At 74.6% G+C, this 18,847-nt stretch carries 14 protein-coding genes; 7 read left to right on the forward strand and 7 right to left on the reverse strand.

Annotation, left to right across the window (positions count from 1 at the left end; all coding sequences use genetic code 11):
- Positions 1–113 precede the first annotated feature (113 nt).
- Complete coding sequence (locus ACFWWQ_RS24935; RefSeq protein WP_030288295.1) at positions 114–488, reverse strand: STAS domain-containing protein; 375 nt, start codon at positions 486–488, stop codon at positions 114–116.
- Between the two features lie 463 nt (positions 489–951).
- Here ACFWWQ_RS24935 and ACFWWQ_RS24940 point away from each other — a divergent pair, with 463 nt between their 5' ends.
- Entirely contained in the window at positions 952–1,533 is a 582-nt protein-coding gene (locus ACFWWQ_RS24940; protein WP_384600164.1) for a sigma-70 family RNA polymerase sigma factor, read from the forward strand.
- Complete coding sequence (locus tag ACFWWQ_RS24945) at positions 1,530–2,933, forward strand: zf-HC2 domain-containing protein (protein ID WP_384600167.1); 1,404 nt, start codon at positions 1,530–1,532, stop codon at positions 2,931–2,933. Before ACFWWQ_RS24940 ends, ACFWWQ_RS24945 begins: the two co-directional genes overlap by 4 nt.
- A gap of 140 nt (positions 2,934–3,073) precedes the next feature.
- Here the strand turns inward: ACFWWQ_RS24945 and purU are convergent, their stop codons facing one another.
- Both purU and ACFWWQ_RS24955 read right to left on the reverse strand, forming a co-directional pair.
- The gene (purU, locus tag ACFWWQ_RS24950) at positions 3,074–3,976 is read right to left on the reverse strand and encodes a formyltetrahydrofolate deformylase (RefSeq protein ID WP_384600254.1); all 903 of its coding nucleotides are present in this window, start codon (positions 3,974–3,976) and stop codon (positions 3,074–3,076) included.
- Between the two features lie 69 nt (positions 3,977–4,045).
- On the reverse strand, positions 4,046–4,504 hold the full coding sequence (locus ACFWWQ_RS24955) for a hypothetical protein (protein WP_384600257.1): 459 nt from the start codon (positions 4,502–4,504) through the stop codon (positions 4,046–4,048).
- Positions 4,505–4,675: 171 nt separating this feature from the next.
- On the opposite strand from ACFWWQ_RS24955, the gene ACFWWQ_RS24960 reads away from it, so the two are divergent.
- Positions 4,676–6,022: an ABC transporter substrate-binding protein gene (locus ACFWWQ_RS24960; protein WP_384600170.1), complete on the forward strand. Its 1,347-nt coding sequence runs from the start codon at positions 4,676–4,678 to the stop codon at positions 6,020–6,022.
- Between the two features lie 168 nt (positions 6,023–6,190).
- On the opposite strand, the gene ACFWWQ_RS24965 is transcribed toward ACFWWQ_RS24960, so the two are convergent.
- Together ACFWWQ_RS24965 and ACFWWQ_RS24970 are read right to left on the reverse strand one after the other, a co-directional pair.
- Positions 6,191–7,912: a hypothetical protein gene (locus ACFWWQ_RS24965; RefSeq protein WP_384600173.1), complete on the reverse strand. Its 1,722-nt coding sequence runs from the start codon at positions 7,910–7,912 to the stop codon at positions 6,191–6,193.
- A 276-nt stretch (positions 7,913–8,188) separates the two neighbouring features.
- Positions 8,189–9,580, reverse strand: coding sequence for a transcriptional regulator (locus ACFWWQ_RS24970; RefSeq protein WP_143942563.1), 1,392 nt, complete (start codon positions 9,578–9,580; stop codon positions 8,189–8,191).
- A gap of 621 nt (positions 9,581–10,201) precedes the next feature.
- Here ACFWWQ_RS24970 and ACFWWQ_RS24975 point away from each other — a divergent pair.
- The 4 genes from ACFWWQ_RS24975 to ACFWWQ_RS24990 all read left to right on the forward strand — a co-directional run bounded on the left by ACFWWQ_RS24975 (position 10,202) and on the right by ACFWWQ_RS24990 (position 16,449).
- Entirely contained in the window at positions 10,202–11,008 is an 807-nt protein-coding gene (locus ACFWWQ_RS24975) for an ABC transporter ATP-binding protein (RefSeq protein ID WP_384600260.1), read from the forward strand.
- Positions 11,005–12,642, forward strand: a complete 1,638-nt coding sequence (locus ACFWWQ_RS24980) for a transporter (RefSeq protein ID WP_384600176.1) — start codon at positions 11,005–11,007, stop codon at positions 12,640–12,642. Before ACFWWQ_RS24975 ends, ACFWWQ_RS24980 begins: the two co-directional genes overlap by 4 nt.
- 203 nt (positions 12,643–12,845) lie before the next feature.
- Positions 12,846–15,134, forward strand: a complete 2,289-nt coding sequence (locus ACFWWQ_RS24985; protein ID WP_384600179.1) for a hypothetical protein — start codon at positions 12,846–12,848, stop codon at positions 15,132–15,134.
- Positions 15,124–16,449 (forward strand): hypothetical protein, encoded by a 1,326-nt coding sequence (locus ACFWWQ_RS24990; protein WP_384600182.1) that lies wholly within the window; start codon positions 15,124–15,126, stop codon positions 16,447–16,449. Before ACFWWQ_RS24985 ends, ACFWWQ_RS24990 begins: the two co-directional genes overlap by 11 nt.
- A 78-nt stretch (positions 16,450–16,527) precedes the next feature.
- Here ACFWWQ_RS24990 and ACFWWQ_RS24995 read toward each other — a convergent pair whose 3' ends face one another.
- Both ACFWWQ_RS24995 and ACFWWQ_RS25000 read right to left on the reverse strand, forming a co-directional pair.
- Complete coding sequence (locus ACFWWQ_RS24995; protein WP_384600185.1) at positions 16,528–16,698, reverse strand: hypothetical protein; 171 nt, start codon at positions 16,696–16,698, stop codon at positions 16,528–16,530.
- Between the two features lie 455 nt (positions 16,699–17,153).
- Positions 17,154–18,026, reverse strand: coding sequence for an alpha/beta fold hydrolase (locus tag ACFWWQ_RS25000; protein WP_384600188.1), 873 nt, complete (start codon positions 18,024–18,026; stop codon positions 17,154–17,156).
- Positions 18,027–18,847: the final 821 nt, after the last annotated feature.

Below are 18,847 nucleotides of genomic sequence, written 5' to 3' on the forward strand. Positions count from 1 at the left end.
GCGGGCGCACGGGGTACGCAGACGGTGGAGCGGGCGGCGTTCCGTACCGTCCAGGAGGCGCTGACCAATGTCCGTAAGCACGCCCCGGGGGCGCGTCACCCAGGGCGCCGGGCTCAGGCCGAGAGCGGGGCGGCGGTCTCGTCCACGGCGGTGTGCAGGTCCGGGTAGACCTCGAAGAGGCGGCGGACGCCGAGGGCGGCGAGGACGCGGTTGACGTGCGAGCCGTCGACGGCCCCCTGGGCGGGGAGGATCAGCCGGAGACGGCCCTGACAGGAGCGCATCAGGCGGCGGGCGGCGATGAGCACGCCGACGCCGCTGGAGTCGCAGAACCGGACCTCGGACAGGTCGAGGACGACGTTCCGCCGGCCGTCGGCCACCGCGTCGTGGACGTGCTGGCGCACCGCGGGCGAGGTCACCAGGTCCATCTCGCCGGATACCTGGAGGACGGCCCACCGGCCCTGTTCGTCTTCTGCCACCTTCAACGACACGCGCTCGAAGCCCTTCGCTCGCTTGCGGACCGGATGCTCCGGGACATATCCGGAACGCACCCTTCCTCGGCTCGACTGCCCGGCCTCTCTCCCCTGAAACACTGCGGAATGCGTGGCGCACTGGGCCGTTCCCGTCCAAGGCTATGCCCAGCGCGCGGTCACTCTTTGCCGAATTTCGGTCACACCCCGGTAACGCATTCTCCGAATTGGGCGGGAACGATCTTCTTCGAACGCGCCTGACCGGGCATTCCCACCCCAAAGTGACGACTCCCTTACCATCCGCACCCTTGTTCCGGGGCGGTTTGCCGCAAAGAAGCGTGCGGTGTCGGACCCCCCGACTACATTCGATGGCGCGTCCCGCCCACGCGGGCGGACGGCGGGCAAGGAATCGACCGCACGACGGCGCGTCCGGCCGCGCCACGAGCGGTCCGTACGACGGCTGTGCAGGACGGGGCAGGGGCAGATGGCGAGGGACGCACCACCACGCGGGGACAGACGGATGCAGCAGCGGCTCGCCCGCGGCGAGGCCGCCGCGCTCGGCGAGCTGTACGACCGCTTCGCCTCGCTCGTCCACAGCCTCGCCCACCGCGTCCTCGGTGACGAGGACGCCGCCGACCGCGTCACCCGCGAGGTCTTCGGCTACGTCTGGGAGAACCCGGACGCCTACGACCCCAAGCAGGGCTCGCTGCGCTCCTGGGTCGCCACGCTCACCCAGCGCCAGGCCGTCCACCGGCTGCGCCAGAACGAAGCCGCCCTCGCCCGGGACGACGGGGCCGCGCCCGCCGCGGTCGAGCGGAAGATCCAGGACGCCTCCACCGCCGCCCGCGCCGACTACATCGTCACCTCCATGCCCGCCCCGCTGCGCGACGCCCTGAAGCTGGCCTACTTCCAGCGGCGCGACTACCGCCAGACCGCCGCCGACCTGGGCGTCACCGCGGACGAGGCCCGCCGCAGGCTCCGCCTCGGCCTGCAGCTCCTGTCCACCGCCCATCACCAGAAGCTGCCGCCCGGCGGGCCCGGCGAAGGAAACGGAGGGCCCCGGTGAACGGCCCGGAGAAATGGGAGGGGTACGGCTGCGAGGACGCGTACCCACCGCGCCACGACGGCCCCGGCGAGCCGCCCGGCACCGACGCCACCCCAGGTCCGCCCGCGGCCCGGCCCCGGATACCGTCCCCGCGCACCGCGGCCGAGGACCACGGCCCGCTGCCCGACAGCCCGCCCCCGGAGCGCGCCGCACCGGAGCCGGGCCCCACGAGACCCGCGCCCGCCCACGGCCCTCCCCCGGGCGCCCCGGCGGCCCCCGGTGACGCCGCCCGCCCCGGTGACGGGCGGCCCGAGCTGCCGCACCGCGTGCTGACGTCGCTGCTCGGTGCGTGGGCGCTGGCCGCCTGCCCGGCCGAGGAGACCGCCGCCGTCGAGACACACCTCACCGACTGCGCCTCCTGCGCCGACGAGGCGCTGCGGCTACGGGACGCTGTCGGCCTGCTCCACCCCGCCGACAACCTCGACCTCGATCCGTTACTGCGCTCCCGTGTCCTGGAGGGCTGCCTGGGCCGCCGCCCGGCGCGTATCCCGGTGCCCGAGTGGGCCGCGCCGTACGACGCGGAGACCGCCAAGCTGGACGCCCTGCTGCGGGACATGGGCGACGCCGAATGGCGCGCCCCGGTGCGACTGCGGTGGTTCGACGGCGAGCGCCCGGTGCACCGCGAGACCACCGCCGCCGGAGTCCTCGGGCATCTGCTGGCGGTCGACGGCCTGGTCGCCGCGTCCCTGGGCCTGCCCGATCCGCTCGGTGACGCCGCGCCCGCCGGAACCGCGGGGCCCGGTGACCGCACCCGCGCCCTGTGGCGCACCGTCGGCGAGGCGCCCCGGACGCCCGCCCTCCACCGGCCGTGGCGGGAGCAGAGCCATGCGCTGATCCGTACGGCCTCGTTCGCGGGCGGCGGGGTGGGCGACCTCGCGGTGCCGTACGGGCCGGTCCGGCTGCCGCTGCGCGACGCCTTCCTCGACCGCGCCTTCGGCTGCTGGCTGCACGCCGGTGACATCGCCGACGCGGTCGCCTATCCGCACAAGGGCCCGGCTGCCGGTCATCTGCACAGCCTGGTGGATCTCGCCGCCCGGCTGCTGCCCCGTGCACTCGCCCGCCGCCGCCAGGCCGGGCTCGCCGGGCCGCCCCGGGAGCTGGTGGTGGCCGGTTCCCCGGGCCGGACGCTCCATCTGGAGATCGAGGGCGACGGCGGCGGCCACTGGTACATAGCGCTGGACTCCCCGGCGGCGGTCGGCTCGCCGGAGCACACCGTGGCCCATCTCGCGCTCGACGGCGAGGAGTTCTGCCAGCTGGCGGCCGGGCACATCGTCCCGGACGAGGCCGCCGCCGGTTCGGACGGCGAACGCGAGGCGGTCCGCGACGTCCTCTACGCCACCGCCTCCCTCTCCCGTCTCTGAGCAGGCTCCATCTCGGAGTGGGCTCCCGTCTCTGAGCAGGCTCCATCTCTGAGTGGGCTCCCGTCTCCGAGCGGGCTCCCGCCTCTGAGCGGGAAAGGGAGGCGGTCACCGGGCGGGCCGGGGGCGCGCCCGTCGGACGGCTAGGCGAACACGATCGTCCGGGTGCCGTTGAGCAGCACCCGGCGTTCGCTGTGCCACTTCACCGCGCGGGCCAGCGCCTGGCACTCCACGTCCCGGCCGATGGCGACCAGTTGGTCGGGGGTGACGCCGTGGCCGACCCGCTCGACCTCCTGCTCGATGATCGGGCCCTCGTCGAGATCGGCGGTGACGTAGTGGGCGGTGGCGCCGATGAGCTTCACCCCGCGGGCGTACGCCTGGTGGTACGGCCTGGCGCCCTTGAAGCTCGGGAGGAAGGAGTGGTGGATGTTGATGATGCGGCCGGACAGCGCTGTGCACAGATCGTCGGAGAGCACCTGCATGTAGCGCGCCAGCACCACCAGCTCGACCCGCTCGGCCCGGACCAGCTCCAGCAGCTCCGCCTCGGCCTGCGCCTTGGTCGCCCTGGTCACCGGGATGTGGTGGAAGGCGATGCCGTACGAGGCGACCAGCTCGGCGAAGTCGGTGTGGTTGGAGACGACCGCGGCGATCTCGACCGACAGCGCCCCTATCCGGGAGCGGAACAGCAGGTCGTTGAGGCAGTGGCCGAACTTCGACACCATCAGGACGATGCGCATCTTCTCGTCGGCGCGGTGGATCTGCCAGTCCATCCGGAACGAGTCGCCGACGGCGGCGAAGCTGGCGCGCAGCTCCTCCACACTGTCCGGGGCGTCCGCGCTGAAGTGCACGCGCATGAAGAACAGCCCGGTGTCGCGGTCGCCGAACTGCTGACTGTCCTCGATGTTGCAGCCCGTCATGAACAGGAAGCTGGACACGGCGTGCACGATGCCCGGCTTGTCCGGGCAGGACAGCGTCAGGACGTACTGGTCGATGGGACGGCCCTGGTCGGAACCGCTGGGGACGGACCCGTCGTTCGGACCGGGCATGGAGGACTGCGACTCGCTCATGACCTCATAGGGTCGCATACCCGGATACCCCCTGGGCGTCCCGTCGGCTCAGGCGCCGACCGCGGCACCACCGGTCAGCTGCGCCAACGCCTCCAGCGACAACGGCGGCGCGTCTGGATCGTCGCCGTCCGCCCGAGCCAGCCGGACATGCGCCTCGCGCGCCGCACGGACCGCCTCGGGCCAGGCGGGGTGCTCGACGTACGCGGTGACGGGTGAGTCCGCGCCGACCTGGTGCATGATCCGCAGCACCCGCAGCACGGTGGCGTCGACGAGCGCCGCCTCCTGGGCGTCGCGGAAGATCGTGCCGACGTATTTCTCCGCGGACCAGTTGTCCAGCCAGGTGTCCTCGACGAGCCGGTAGACGGCGTCGGTCACGTCTCCGTACCCGGGGCGACCGGCCAGCCAGGTGTCCTGGTGGAATCCGGGATCGGAGAGCATGTGCAGCGCGGAGCGCGCATTACTGCGCCAGCGCCACCACGGCATGTCGTTGTGTGGCATGCCGTCCATGGTGGTCGAGCGGCGGCCGCGACGGGAAGACTTCTCCGAACCTTGCACAGTATTCGATCGTACGTTCCTTGTTCCCGATCACCTATCGCCCCCCGGATTTCACCTCACCGTCACCCTCCGCTGGCCTGGAATCACTCACGCGTTTCGGGCGGGCCGCGAGGCTCCCCAACCATGACCGGACGGCGCCGCCCCTCCTCCCGCCCCTTCCCGACCTCCTCCGCACGGACCGCCGCCCGGTGGGCGGCCGGTACGGCGGCGATGGCGTCGCTGCTCACGGGCTGCGGCTCGCTGCCGGGCACCGCGTCCGCGCAGAAGGCGCCGATCACGGTGATGACCTGGGCCCCGGAGGGCACCAGCGCCACCAACATGCCCGGTATGCCGGCGATGGCGCAGACGTACGCCCGCTGGGTCAACGCCTCGGGCGGCCTCGCCGGTCACCGGCTCAAGGTCCTGACCTGCAACGACCACAACGACCCGGTGGGCGCGACCCGCTGCGCGCAGCGCGCGGTCGACGAGGGCGCGGTCGCGGTCGTCGGCTCCTACAGCCAGTTCGGCCGGTCGTTCATGTCGCCGCTGGAGGTCAAGGGCGTCCCGTACATAGGCGGCTACGGCGCCTCCGACGAGGAGTTCGAGAGCCCGCTGTCGTACCCGGTCAACGGCGGTCAGGCGTCGCTGCTCGCCGGGAACGGCCGCCAGCTGGCGCGCGACTGCGACCGCGTCGCCCTGGTGCGGCCCGACACCATCGAGGGCGACCAGATGCCCTCCCTCCTCGACTCCGGCCTTCAGCAGGGCCGCCGGTCACCAGTGACCGACATCCGGGCGCCCGAGGACGGTACGGACTACTCGGCCGAGGTGCAGCGGGCGCTGGACGCCGTCGGCGCCGACCCCGTGCGCTACGGGATGGCGGCTTACGGCGGCGAGGCGCCGGGCTCCTGTGTGACGGCGTCGCTGGGCGACCACACCGACGCCTTCTTCGACTCCTTCCGGCGGTTGCAGCGGCAGAGCCCGAAGGTGCATGTCGCCTCGGTGCTGGGCAGCGTCGGGCAGGCGCTGGTCAACCGCACCGGCGGCCGCTCCGGACCGCTGGAGGGCGCGCTGCTCACCGGCTGGTACCCGGCCGCCGGGGATCCCCGGTGGAACCCGATGCGCAAGGTCATCAACGCGCACGCCTTCGGCGACAACCGCGTCGACCCGGCCGACCAGGGCGTCCAGACCACGTGGATCGCGTACACGGTGCTGCGCGCGATGGTGGAACAGCTCGACGCGGACGGGGTGGACGAGATCACCCCGTACGCGCTCCAGAAGGTGCTGGACCAGGGGAAGCACCCGGTGGACACCGGCGGGCTGACACCGAAGCTGCGGTGGCGTGCGGAGGACATGCTCGCCGTGCAGGACTTCCCGCGGATCGTGAACGGGATGGTGATGTACCAGACAGTCGCGAACGGCCAGGTCCTCGCCGCGTCCGACGGTTTCGTGAACGTCACCGGGACGCTGGAGCGGCGGCGCACGGACAGATAGGGGGCGCGCCCGCGGGAACGGGCGCCGGGGGCGTACGGAAACGGGCGCGGGACCTACGCGGGCGCTCCCGGGGGCCGCGGCCGGACGGGGCTCACCGGGTGCCGGGAAGCGCCCGGCGGCCCCGGCCGGTGGCTCGACGCGCACCGGCCCGATGGCCCGGCCAAGGGCTCAGAGGTCGCCCGCCTGGTGCGTCCGCAGGCCATACTTCTGGGCGATCGGGTTCCAGAGACCGGCCGCCTGCTCCTTGGCCTTGGTGGCCGCGCCGCTGGCCGCGGTGCCCTGGGCGGTGTGGCCGGTGTTACGGGCGTGGCCCTTGTGGCAGCCATGCTTCCCGGCGACCTGACCGGCCCACGCCGCGTAGTGGTTGTCGGCGGCTGCCGACGACTTCCACGCGGTGGTCAGGGCGGCGGTCAGCTCGGCATGCTGCGGGAGCTGGTCGAGGGGCAGCCCCTGGAGGCGGCTGACCAGCTGATTGCGCTGGTTGGCGGCGTCCTTGAGGTTCTTCGCCGCGCCCGGGAGGTTGTCGCAGTTGCCGATGTCCCGGACGGCGTTGATCACGGAGGACCGGCTGTTGTTGCTGTCGCCGAGCAGCGCGTCCAGCTTCTTGGCCTGCTCCGCGGCCGGGTCGACGGTCGGCGACGGCGGCACGGTGTCCTTGGGAGCCGCATCGGCCGCATTGGCCTTGGGCTCCCCCTTCTTCGTCTCGTCGTCGCCGCTGAGCGCCCAGCCCAGACCGAGCCCGGCGCCCGCGAGCGCCACCACGACGATGCCGATGATCACGGCCGGGCTCCGGCGCCGACCGCCGCCCGGCGCGTTGTTGTACCCCGGCTGTGCGCCGTGGCCACCGGGCGGGAAGCCGTGCTGACCGCCCCCCAGGCCGTACGGCGGCGGGGCCTGGTCGTCGAAGCGCGGCAGCTGGGCGGTGGCGTCGGGGGCCGGGGGCGGGGCGGCTCCACCGGAGTCGGCGCGGAACAGGCCATCGAACTCGGCCGGGGTGGGCCGCTCCGCGCCACCGGGCTGCGCGCCGAAGGGCGCACCGGGCTGCGGCGCGGGGGGCCCGGCGCCGATCGGCGGGATCAGCTGGGTCGCCTCGGAGTCCCCGGGGGCGGCGGGCGGCGCGGCCGCGCGGTTACGGGGCGGCTTGATGCTGCGGAGCATCTGGGTCGACTCGCCGGGCGTCTCGGGGCGGCCCGCCGTCTCGGGCGGCAGCGACGCGGCACCGGGCATGGGCTGCGCGCCGACCGGCGGCAGCACGGTGGTGGAGTCCACGTCGCCCGCGACGGGCGGCAGCGGCGCGGCCGGCTGCGGGGCGGCCTTCACCAGCTGCCCGGTCCGGCCATGCCGCCCCGGGGCGGCCGCGGCGCCCTCGGGCGGCAGCGCGCCGGGCATGCCGAACGCCGGGATCAGCGCCGTCTCCTCGGCGTCCGACACGGCGGGTGGCAGCTGGCCGGACCCGTGCCGGGGCGCGGCGGGCGGCATCGGCGGCTGCCCCTGCGGCGGAGGCGGGAACGCCGGGGCCTGCTGAGGCTGCGCGTACGGCTGGGGCTGCTGCGACGGCTGGCCCGGCCCGTAGCTCTGGGGCTGCTGGGCCTGCGGGGGCTGCTGCGGGGGCAGCCCCTGGCCGTGCGTCGGGGCCTGGCCCTGGCCGAAGCCCTGGGGCGGACCCGGATACTGCCCGGATATCTGCCCCTGAGACTGCTCCGGGGAGTGACCGTACACCTGTGGGCTCTGCTGGTCGGGGCCCCAGGGCTGCCCCCAGGGCTGCCCGGCCGGGGGTGCGGCCTGCTGGGCGGGCGTCCATACCTCGCCGCCCGCGGGCAGCACCACACCTTCTCGCGCGGGACCGCCCGCAGCATTCTGCGGGTCGTGGCCCTGTCCGCTCTGCGTCACCGGGACTCCTACCTCTGCAGACCTACGGAATCGTCGGCTCACGCTACCGGTTCGCCGACGTGTTCGACCACGTCCCCTGGTCACCCCCGCCGCCCGCCACTGAGACAGCGGCCGGACCGGCGCCCCCGGGGAACGCACCACACGCCCCCGGGGCACCGGTGCCACAGATCCACACATTCGCCGCATTTCTCCGACCCGTTGACGCCTACGCAGAACGGGCCCGCGGCACCACGCACCAGGCGCGGCACCGCGGACCCGTCCCGGGGCCCGGCGTCCTCACACCGCGACGCGCAACTCCAGCCGCGCGCCGAACTCCCGCACCACCGGCTCGTCCCGGTACGGCTCGACGCGCTGCCGGAAGTCGTCGAGGTACTCCACACCCCGGTGCGAGCGCAGTTCGCCGAGCAACTCCGCGGCCTCGGTGGCGGTGTGGCAGCCCTGTTCGACCTCGCGCTGCTGCACCTGAGCCCCGGCCAGCAGCACCATGCCGATCGCGCGGCGGCGCACCCGGGTGCGCGGATGGCCCTGGAGCGCCAGACGGGCCTGCTCCTCGGCGGCGGCGGCCTGCCCCAGATCGCGGTGGCAGTGGGCGAGTTCGTCGGCGAGATAGGCCCGGTCGAAGTGGCCGATCCAGTCCGGGTCGTCGCCCGCGTCGCCCTCCGCCTCGGCGCGTTCCATCGCGGTCAGCGCGCGGGCGGCCACCGACTGGAAGGCCCGGCCGTCCCCCATGAGCGCATGGCCGCGCGCCTCCGCAGCGCAGAACATCGCCTCGGCGCGCGGGGTGATCCGGCCCCGCGCGCCCTCCTGCGCGGCCCGCGCGAGCTGGGCGATCTCGCGGGGGGTGCCCAGTTCGGCGGCGAGGTGGCTCATGCTCGCGGCGAGTACGTAGCCGCCGTACGCGCGGTCGTCGGCGGCCTGCGCGAGGCGGAGCGCCTGGATGTAGTAGCGCTGCGCGAGACCGGGCTGCCCGGTGTCGACGGCCATGTAGCCGCCGAGTTCGGTCAACCGCGCGACGGCGGCGAAGAGTTCCCGCCCCACGGACTCCCGGTAGGACCCGGCGAGCAGCCCGGAGACGACGCTGTTGAGGTAGTGCACGACGACCGGCCGGACGTGGCCGCCGCCGAAGCGGTGGTCGAGGTCGCCGAGCGCCGTGGTCATGGCGCGCACCGCCTCCACATCGGCGCGCCCCACCCGGGCGCCCGCGCTGCGCGCCACCTGGGGGTCAGCCCCGGTGATCAGCCAGTCGCGGCTGGGCTCGACCAGCGCCGAGGCGGCGACGGAGGAGCCGTTCAGGAAGTCACGCCGCCCGACATCGCTCCGCCACAACTCGCTGACCTGCTCGATCGCGCCGAGCACGGTCGGGGAGAACTGCAGCCCCACACCGGACGCGAGGTTCTTGCCGTCCGCCATGCCGATCTCGTCGATGGTGACCGTGCGGCCGAGCTTGCGCCCCAGGGACTCCGCGATGACGGCGGGCGCGCGGCCGCGCGGCTGTTGCCCGCGCAGCCACCGGGCCACCGAGGTCTTGTCGTAGCGCAGATCGAGGCCGTGTTCGGCGCCGCACATGTTGACGCGGCGGGCCAGACCCGCGTTGGAGCAGGCGGCTTCCTGGATCAGCGCCTGAAGCCGCTCGTTGGGCTGGCGAGCGACGAGTGGCCTTGCGGCCATGTTGGTACCCCCTGTTGCGGCTGTGCGTTCACCGATGAACGCCGTTCGGAGTGATTGGTTGTGGTCAATTCCCCGCTTATTCCCGGATATCCGGGAGATTCCGGAAACCGGCGATACGGGTGAAGTGTGCGGTGCGGGCGGGTGCGTCAGGTGCGCGGAGTCCGGGTGACGACGGCGTCCGCACGGGGCGCCGCGGCGCCGGGTGCGTCCCGGTGCTCTCCACGGCCCTTCGCCCCCACGGTCCGCACGCCGCGATCCTGCTCGCCCCGGCGGGCGGGTCGCTACCCCGCACCCGGCTCACCACCGCTTCGCGCCCCCGTCGATGCCTCCATGCGCCCCACGTGCCGGTAGGTGCGCCCGGGACACGCGTTTCTCCCGTCCCTCTTTCCGGTCCCTCCGGGCGGTATGGGTCGCCCCGGGGCCATTCATACGGCAGGGCCCACGGGACCAGCCGCCGTTCGTCGCCGTCGGCGGGCGGTCCCGGCCCGCTGTCAGTCCCGGTCCGTATCGTGAAGGAGGACGGGGGCCGACCGGCCTCTGCGGGGACGTCGAAAGGCTGGACCGGTGGCGAACGGAACGGGGAAGAGCGGGGAGCCGACCGAGCGGGGCGGCGGGGAGACGGTGGCCGCGCCGGCGAAGGGCGGGACGCCCGAAGGCGTGCCGGCGGTGCAGATCCGCGGGCTGACCAAGCGCTTCGGGACGCAGACCGCGGTGGCCGGTATCGATCTGACGCTGCCCGCGGGCCGCTTCATCGGCCTGGTGGGGCCGAACGGCGCCGGCAAGACCACCACGCTGTCCATGGTCACCGGGCTGCTGCGGCCGGATTCCGGTGAGGTCCGCATCGGCGGGCACGACGTGTGGCACGACCCGGTGGCCGTCAAGTCCCGGATCGGGGTGCTGCCCGAGGGCCTGCGACTCTTCGAGCGCCTGTCGGGCCGTGAACTCCTCGGCTACATGGGCCGGTTGCGCGGGCTGACCGGCACCGAGACCGACAAACGCGCCGATCAGCTGCTGGACATCCTCGGCCTGTCCGGTGCGCAGCACAAACTGGTCGTCGACTACTCCACCGGTATGCGCAAAAAGATCGGGCTGGCCGCCGCGCTGCTGCACAACCCCGAAATCCTCTTCCTGGACGAGCCGTTCGAGGGCGTCGATCCGGTGTCGGCGCAGACCATCCGCGGCGTCCTGGAGCGGTACACCTCCTCTGGGGCGACGGTGATCTTCTCCAGCCATGTGATGGAGCTGGTCGAATCGCTCTGCGACTGGGTCGCGGTGATCGCCGCCGGACGAATCCGGGCAGACGGCCCGATCGCCGAGGTGCGGGGCGACGCGCCATCGCTCCAGGAGGCGTTCCTGGAGCTGGTCGGCGCCGGTCAGCGCACCCGCGCCGGGCAGAACCTCGACTGGCTGGGGGGCGGCTCCCGATGAGTGCCGGATTCGCACCGGGCGCCCCGGGACAGACGGCCTCGCCCGCGCTGACGCCGCTGTTCGTCCGCCTGAAGCTCGCTCTGCTCCGCAACGGGCTGCGCCGCTCGCCGGGCCGCGCCGCCGCCTACGTCGCGTCGATCCTGGTGGGCGTGGTGTGCGCCGCCGGGGCGGCCACGGGGCTGGTGCTGCTGCGCGGGGTGGCGCACGTCGACGCGCTGGTGGTGCTGCTCACCGGGTTCCTGACGCTGGGCTGGGCCGTCATGCCGCTGTTCTTCCCGTCCGGCGACGAGACGCTGGACCCGACGCGGCTGGTGATGCTGCCGCTGCGGCCCCGCCCGTTGATCGTGGCGCTGCTGACGGCGTCGCTGGTGGGCATCGGGCCGTTCGCCACCCTCGCGCTGGCCACCGGCGCGGCCGTCGCGGTCGCCGACGGCACGGCCGCCACGGTCGTCGCGGTGTGCGCCGTGCCCCTGGTGGTGCTGGTCTGCGTGGCGCTGGCGCGGGCCGTCGCCACCGCGTCGATACGGCTGCTGACGAGCCGCCGGGGCCGGGATCTGGCGGTGCTGGGCGGCCTGTTCGTCGCGCTCGGCGGGCAGGTCGTCAACATCGGCGCGCAGAAGCTGGGGCGGCCCGACGGGTTGTCCGTCCTGGAGCCGGTCGGTGAGGTGCTGCGCTGGGTGCCCCCGGCGTCGGCGATGAGCGCCGTGGCGGATGCGGGCCAGGGCGCCTGGTGCCGGGCCGCCGTCGGGCTGACGCTGACCGTGCTGGCGCTGGTGCTGCTGCTGTGGTGGTGGCAGCGGATGCTGACCACTCTGATGACGTCGCCCGACGCGTCGACGCTCCAGGCGGTCGAGAAGGACGGCGGGCGCGCGGCGAAGGGCGGCGCGCGGGGCCTGACCCGGCTGCTGCCGGACGGCCGGACGGGCGCGGTCATGCTGCGGACGCTCCGCTACGCCTGGCGCGATCCGAAGTCGAAGATGAGCTGGGCGACGTCGCTGGGCATGGGCCTGCTGGTGCCGGTCGTCTACGCGGCGCAGGGCAACGGCACGGTCTACACCGCGTTCGTGGCGCCCGCGCTGCTCGGCATGCAGATGTACAACCAGTTCGGGCAGGACACCTCGGCCTTCTGGATGGTCGCCGCCACCCTCTCCACGCCCCGCGACGCCTACCGCGAACTACGGGCCCGCGCCCTGGCGCTGTTCCTGGTGGCGGTGCCGTACGTCACGGTGGTGGTGGTCGGCACCGTCGCGTTCCTCGACGCCTGGTCGTCGCTGGTGGAGATCTACGGGCTGTCGCTGGCGCTGCTCGGCGCGCTGGTGGCGACGGGCGCGCTCACCTCGACGCTCTTCCCGTACTCCGTCCCGTCCGACGGCAACAAGAACATCGGGCCGGGCCAGGCGTCCATCGCCTGGTTCAGCCTCTTCGGCGGCCTGCTGGCGGGCATGGTCCTCAGCGCACCGCTGCTGGCCCTGACCCTCTGGCTCCACCTGGCGGACCACCACGGCCTGCTGTGGATACTCCTGCCGGTCGGAGTGGTCTACGGCACGGCGATGGCCCAGGCGGGCCTGCGGATCGCGGCACCTCTGGTGGTGCGGCGGGTACCGGAGATCTTGGCGGCGGTGCAGAAGGGGTGAGGGGGCGGGGCGCCGAGCGGGGTGGTCGGTTGCCCGCCCGGCGTCCCGTTCCGGCACGCCGCTGCCTGTACTCCGCTGCCGGCCTGTACGCCGCCACCCACGCCCTGGAGCCGCTGTGTACCCATAGTTGTCCACAGGCTCCGACGGCGTCCGCGCGTGGGAGATAGCGTCAGGACGTCATGCGGAACGAGGGGGTGGGGGCGATGCGTCGAAGCGCGCTGATGCTGGTCATGGGGTGGTTGGCGATGCTGCTGAGCGGCGCGCCCGCGGTGGCACAGCCGTCGTCGCCGGCTCCCGGACGCACGGACCACGGGCCCGCGGCGGAGCGTGCCTTGCCCGGGCACGCGGCCGAGGCCACCGCGGCCAAGTCCCCCGCGAGCACGGCACCTGCCGCGCCCTCCCGCGCGGACACCCGGCGCAGCAGGGCCGCGTACCTCGCCGATCAGTTGCGCCGCGATCCCGTGTACATCAGCGACCAGGTGCCGCGCGAAGCCCCCCGCTCCAGCGCCCCGTTCTTCGCCGCGCAGGCCGCGCGGCTCCATGTGCCCGTGTACGTCATGGTTCTGCCCGACACCGCACTGGGCGCCGGCGACGCCGGGTTCCTCGCCGGAGTCCACGACCGGCTCGGGCGCGACGGTCTGTACGTGGCGCTGAGCGGGCCTGGGATGCCGGAGGTGCAGGCGTACGGCGTGGAGGTGCCCGGCGCCCGGGACGCGGCCCGCGCCACGCTCTACGAGCTGCCGTACGACGCGATGCCCCGCGAGACATTCCAGCACTTCGTCGACGTCCTCCTCTCGGGGCGGGCCCATGAGCGGGCGGAGGCCGGCAGCGCCATGGCCGACAGCGGCGCCGAGTTGCCGAAGCTGCACCCCGGCCCCACCGAGCGGGAGAACCAGAGCTTCGTCACGGGCATCGCGGTCGCCGGAATCCCGCTCGCCGTCGTACTGGTGGGCCTCTACGTACGCCGTCGGCTCCGGCTGCGCCGGGCGCGCGGCGGATCACCGGTCCCCGGCCCGCGCGCCGCCCGGAGTCCCGCCGCCCCCGCGCTCTCCCTCCGCAAACCCGGCGACGCACCGGACGAGGACACCGAGGGCCGCACGCCGGGACGCACGCCGCAGGGCGGTGCGGCGGACCGGGCGCGGAAGGGCGCCGCCGACCCGCCGTCCCGGGGACGCTTCGCCGGGCTGCGGCGTCCGGCCCCGGCCGTGACGGTGCTGCTGGTCGTGGCGGTGGCCCTCGCGGGCGGGCTCGCCGTCACCGCCGCGCGCCTCTTCGCCGACCGCTCCTACGGCGACGACGCCCTCCCGACCCCGGCCGATATGCGCTCCCGCGTCGAGCGGGTGACCGCCGGTCTGCGCCACGACCCCCTCTACACCGACCCGGAGAGCGAACCGGTCCTGAGCTCCGCCGAGCGCACCCGGCTGCACAAGCGCCTCGCCGCGCTCGACGTCCCGGTGCTGATCGTCGCGGTCCCCAGCGTCACCGACGACGAATCGGGCGGTAACCGCGAGATACTCGTCCAGGCGCTCCACCAACGCCTGTACCGTGACGCGCTGTTCGTCCTCGCCGACCCGCTGGCGAAGACCCTCTCCGTCGTCAACTACGGCGCGCCCATCAATGCGTACGCCCTGCCGAGAAGCCACTTCGTCCTCCCTGAGCTGCACGAAACCCGGACCCTCGGCGACCGGCTCGACGCACTGCTCGGCGACGTCGCCGACGCCCCGCGGGACTCGGCGGGCAACCGGCCGTACGACCCCGGGACCGCGGCCGACCCGGTCGCGGAGAAGGTGCTGCCCAGTGTGTTCGCGGCGGACTTCGCTCCGGGGCTGATGATCGGCACGTTCCTCGCGGCGCTGCTGCTCGGGCTGGTGGCGGCGGTACGCGCGCTGGCCGGTGCGGTGGGGCGGCGCCGGACGGCCGGTGGCCCGGCGCCCGGCGGCGTCCCGGCCGCGTCCGAGGCACCGGACGAACCGTCCCTCGCGTGGTTGCGGCGCACCGCCCGGCAGGAGGCCGACGCCCTCACCGCCGCGCTGGGCGCCCACGACGCCCTGCCGGAGCGGACCCGCCGCCGGGCCTGGGAGTGCCTGGACGCCGCCGCCCTGCTCATCGACGGTGACGGCGACGCCCGGGTCGACGCGGACGCCACCCCCGCCTCCCTGGCGTGCGCCGTCGCGCTGGCCCGCTCCGGCCGGGCGGCCGTCGAGGGTCCCGCCGCGCCGGAGCGGCTGTGCCACCGCAATCCGCTGCACGGCCCGGCGCGCGGCACCCGCCGTATACCCCCGGCGGGTGGCGGCCGCGCCCGGTCGCTGCCGGTCTGCGGGCGGTGCCGTACCGTCCCGGCGCCGGTGTTGCGGCTGGGCCCGGCAGCGGACAGCGGCCGGGCGGACCGGGTGCCGTACGCCGAGCTTCCCGGGCCGCTGGCCGCGCTCGCCGACGGCGCCGCGATCGATCAACTCACCCGCGACGTACGGGAGTACTTCGGTGTTCACTGACCTTCGCCACCGCCGGCCGCGCCGCGCGGGTGCCCGCCGCCGGATGCCCGCCGTGGCCGGTGCCGTCGTCTCGGCGCTGGCCCTGGTGTGGTGCGCCGCATCGCCGGGGGCCGCCGCCGGGAGCCCGGGGCAGAAGATCGCCGACGCGCTGCACCGCTCCCCCGTCTACGTCGATCCGTCGCTGGACTCGGCGGTCGGCGGGGCCGAGCGGCAGCGGCTGGCCGAGCGGATCCACGGGACACATCTGCCGATCCGGGTGGTGCTGGTGCCGCTGGTCGAGGGGGACAGCTGGGGCGGCGATCCCGCGCAGCTCGCGGAGGTGGTCCACGACCGGTTGGGCAGCGATCCGTCGATCATCATCACGCTCGGCGAGTTCCACGACGACATCGCCGCCCGCGAATGGCCCACCGGCGCCCATCAGGCGCAGCAGGCCGCGGCGGCCGTCTTCCACCAGAGCGACATGGAGGGCGCGGGGACGGCCCGCCGCGTCGAGCGGGCCATCGACATCATCGCGGCGGGCGATGGCGAGAAGGAGTACGAGAAGGCCACCGCCGACCTCAACGCCCCTGCCCCGTCCACGACGTCCGACGGTCCGGGCGCCGCGGAGCCATCGGAGCACTCGAAGCCCTCCGGCTCCCCCGTGGTCCGGGCTGTCACGCTGGTGGCCGGGCCGTTGCTGCTGCTCGGCGCGGTGGGGCTGCTGTGGCGGCGGCGTGCCCGGGTGCGGGATCTGGCCACGCCGTTCGCGTTGCCGCGTTCCGTCTTCGCCGCCGCCCGGCGGGCCGACGAGGCGGAGCTGCGTGACCGCGCGGCGGAGGAGGTGGTGCGGCTGGGCGAGGAGGCCCGCGCCGCACAGGGCGATCCGCAGGCCGTCGGGCGTGCCCTCGACGCGTACTCCGCGGCCGGTACGGTGCTGGACCGCGCGCGGGGCGTGCCGGATCTGGCGGGCGTGTTCGCGCTGCTGGCCGAGGGCCGCGCCGCGCTCGGCACCGAGGAGGCGCCGCTGCCCCTGTGCTTCTTCCACCCGCTGCACGGACCGGCCGCCCGCTTCCTGCCGTGGCGTCCGCTCGGCCGCCGCGAGGAACTGCGGGTGGCGGCCTGCGAGTCCTGCGTTCGCGCGATACGGTCCCGCCGGGCGCCCGAGGTCCTCACCGACCGGAGGGGCGACCGCCCGGTCCCGTACTTCGAGGTGGACGCCGCGCACAGCCTCTGGGCCGCCACCGGCTACGGCTCCCTGCTCTCCGGGGAACCCGACGACTCCCTCGCCGCACGCGTCCAACGCGGCGACTTCACCCGTACGTTGGACGCCTCGTAGGGAGTGACGGCGGGTACCGGCCGGAGCAGATCCGCTTCTCCGGCTCCGGGGCCGCGTCCGGCGTCGAGGAGACCCGGGTCAGACCGCCGGCAGCGCGTAGAGGCGCGCGGCGTGGGTGGCGATGGTGGAGGCGACGGCGCCGGGCCGCCAGTTGGCGAAGGCCGTGCCGGTGCCCTCCGCGGCGAGCGCGGCCAGCACCTCGGCGGGGACGGGCCATGGGGCGCGCAGGCCGTGGAGCGCGCAGGCCATGGGGCGCGCAGGCCATGGGGCGCGCAGGCCGTGGAGCGCGCAGGCCATGGGGCGCGCAGGCCATGGGGCGCGCAGGCCATGGGGCGCGCAGGCCCCCAAGGTGGGCCCGCGCCTACGCCTCCCCGCCTGCCCCCCCCGGTGGCCCCCTTCCCGCCTGCCTTCCTGCTGCCGGTCACCAACTCCCCCGCACCGGCCGGGCATGGCGTGCCGTACCGGCCGTACGCGACAACGGGCAGCGGGCTGGCGACCAGGGATCGACCCGGCAGCGGCGGACGGCGGACGACGACCGGGCCACCAGCCGGGCACGGCAGCTGTACCGGCCGTACGCACCGACACGCAGCGGACGGGCCGCCGGACACCAGGCAGTGGCGGACGGGCCGCCGGAGGTCAACGGCCAACGGCCGGTCCGCCAGGCACGCGACATCAGGCATCAGCCCGCCCGCGCCCCCGCCCCCTCACCCCGGTATCGCCGCCCGCAAAAACGGCTCGACGGCGCGCTGCCAGGCGTCGGGGTGTTCCCAGGGCAGCAGATGGCCCGCGTCGGGTATCTCGGCGTAGCTGCCGCCGGGCAGGACGCGGACCATCTCCTGTGCCTCGGCGCGGCCCAGCTCGCCGTCCTGGCCCCGGACGACGAGGGCGGGGCAGCGGACCTCGGCCAGCGCTTCCCAGTGGGCGTCGGTCACCCAGGTCTCGCGGGCGGTGAGCATCTGGCGGCGGGAGAAGACCGGGCGCCAGCCGTCGGCGCGCTCGGCCATCACCTCGGCGAAGAACGCGCCGCGCGCCGGGCGGGGGCGCTCCAACGACGGATCCTCCTCGCCGAACCACCGGCGGACGTCCGCGAGCGTGGCGAAGGGCAGCGGCCAGGTGGCGAACCACTCGGCCCATTCGTGCTGCGAGGCGGCGCCCAGCGCGGAGGCCCGCATGTCGCAGATGACCAGCGCGCCGACCAGATCCGGCCGACGGGCGGCGAGCTGCCAGGCCGTCAGTGCGCCCATGGCGTGGCCGATGACGGTCACGGGGGCGAGGCCGAGCTGTTCGATGGCGGCTATCGCGTCCTCGACGTAGGCGGCGCGGTCGAAGGTACCGTCGGCGGGCTTCTCGCTGCGGCCGTGGCCCCGCTGGTCGAGGGCGATCGCGCGATACCGCGCGCCGAGCCAGCGGGCGGTGTCGGCCCAGTGGGACGCGCGCCCCATCAGGCCATGGAGCAGCAGGACGCCGGGGCGCCGCTCGCCCCCCTCCGGCCCGCCGTCGCCCTTGGGCGGGTCGGTGAACTCCCAGGCCGCGAGCCGCACTCCGCCGGCCCCCGTCACCTCGATGCGCCGCGCCATGTGCCCTGGCACCCCCACTCGTCCCTTGACTCACTCCACATTATCGAATCTTCATTCGAATACGACGGTCTCGTGCGGAAGTCCCCTCGTTCGGGTGACAGTGCGCAGGGATAGCCGGGGATCCGCACGGGGAGACAGCTACGGGGGGACGGATCCCGCCGGACAGGGGGTTCGTAGCGCGGGACCTTGAGAGCTCGGGGCTCCAGGTCCTGACGGGGGAGCTGGGGGAGGCGGGGTCCCGGATGCTCGCAGCGCCGGGGCCCCGAGACCTCGCAGGATCTGTGTCGCGCCGCCGTTCGCCGTGTTCGGTCAGGTTCCGCTGCCCCCACCCGCGCCTCCTCCCCCGGAAGCCGTCAGACCGCGGCTCCCCCGTACCGTTCCGCACCGGGCCGCCGCAGCCCGGACCGGGCCCGTCCGCGTGCCGTTCGACACCACGGCGGGCATCCGTGTGGGCGCCAAGGGTGACACGTCCCCGGCCGTTCCGCACCGGTTCGCGCAATTCCTCATCCCTGCCCGCCCCGCCCGGGAGCCGCCACGGCCCGGGGCACCCCGCCTCTGCGCAGCTCAGGGCAGTGAAACGGTCAAGAGGGGAAATCGGCGGAGGAAACGGGGGCCCGGCCCGGGGCTGCAACGCGGCCCGCGCCCTGCGCTTCGTACGGCGGCCGCCGGGTGGCAAGGCCGGGTCAGCGGCGACGGGCGAACGCCCCGGAACCGCGTCGCGACGACGGCCCGGAAGGGGCAAGGCGGCGAGCGCACGCGGCGTCAACCACACGCACCGACGCCCCGTGCTCGACAGCACGGGGCGCAAGGCATCGGCCGGA

Source organism: Streptomyces sp. NPDC059080 (assembly GCF_042739975.1).
Lineage (GTDB): Bacteria > Actinomycetota > Actinomycetes > Streptomycetales > Streptomycetaceae > Streptomyces > Streptomyces benahoarensis.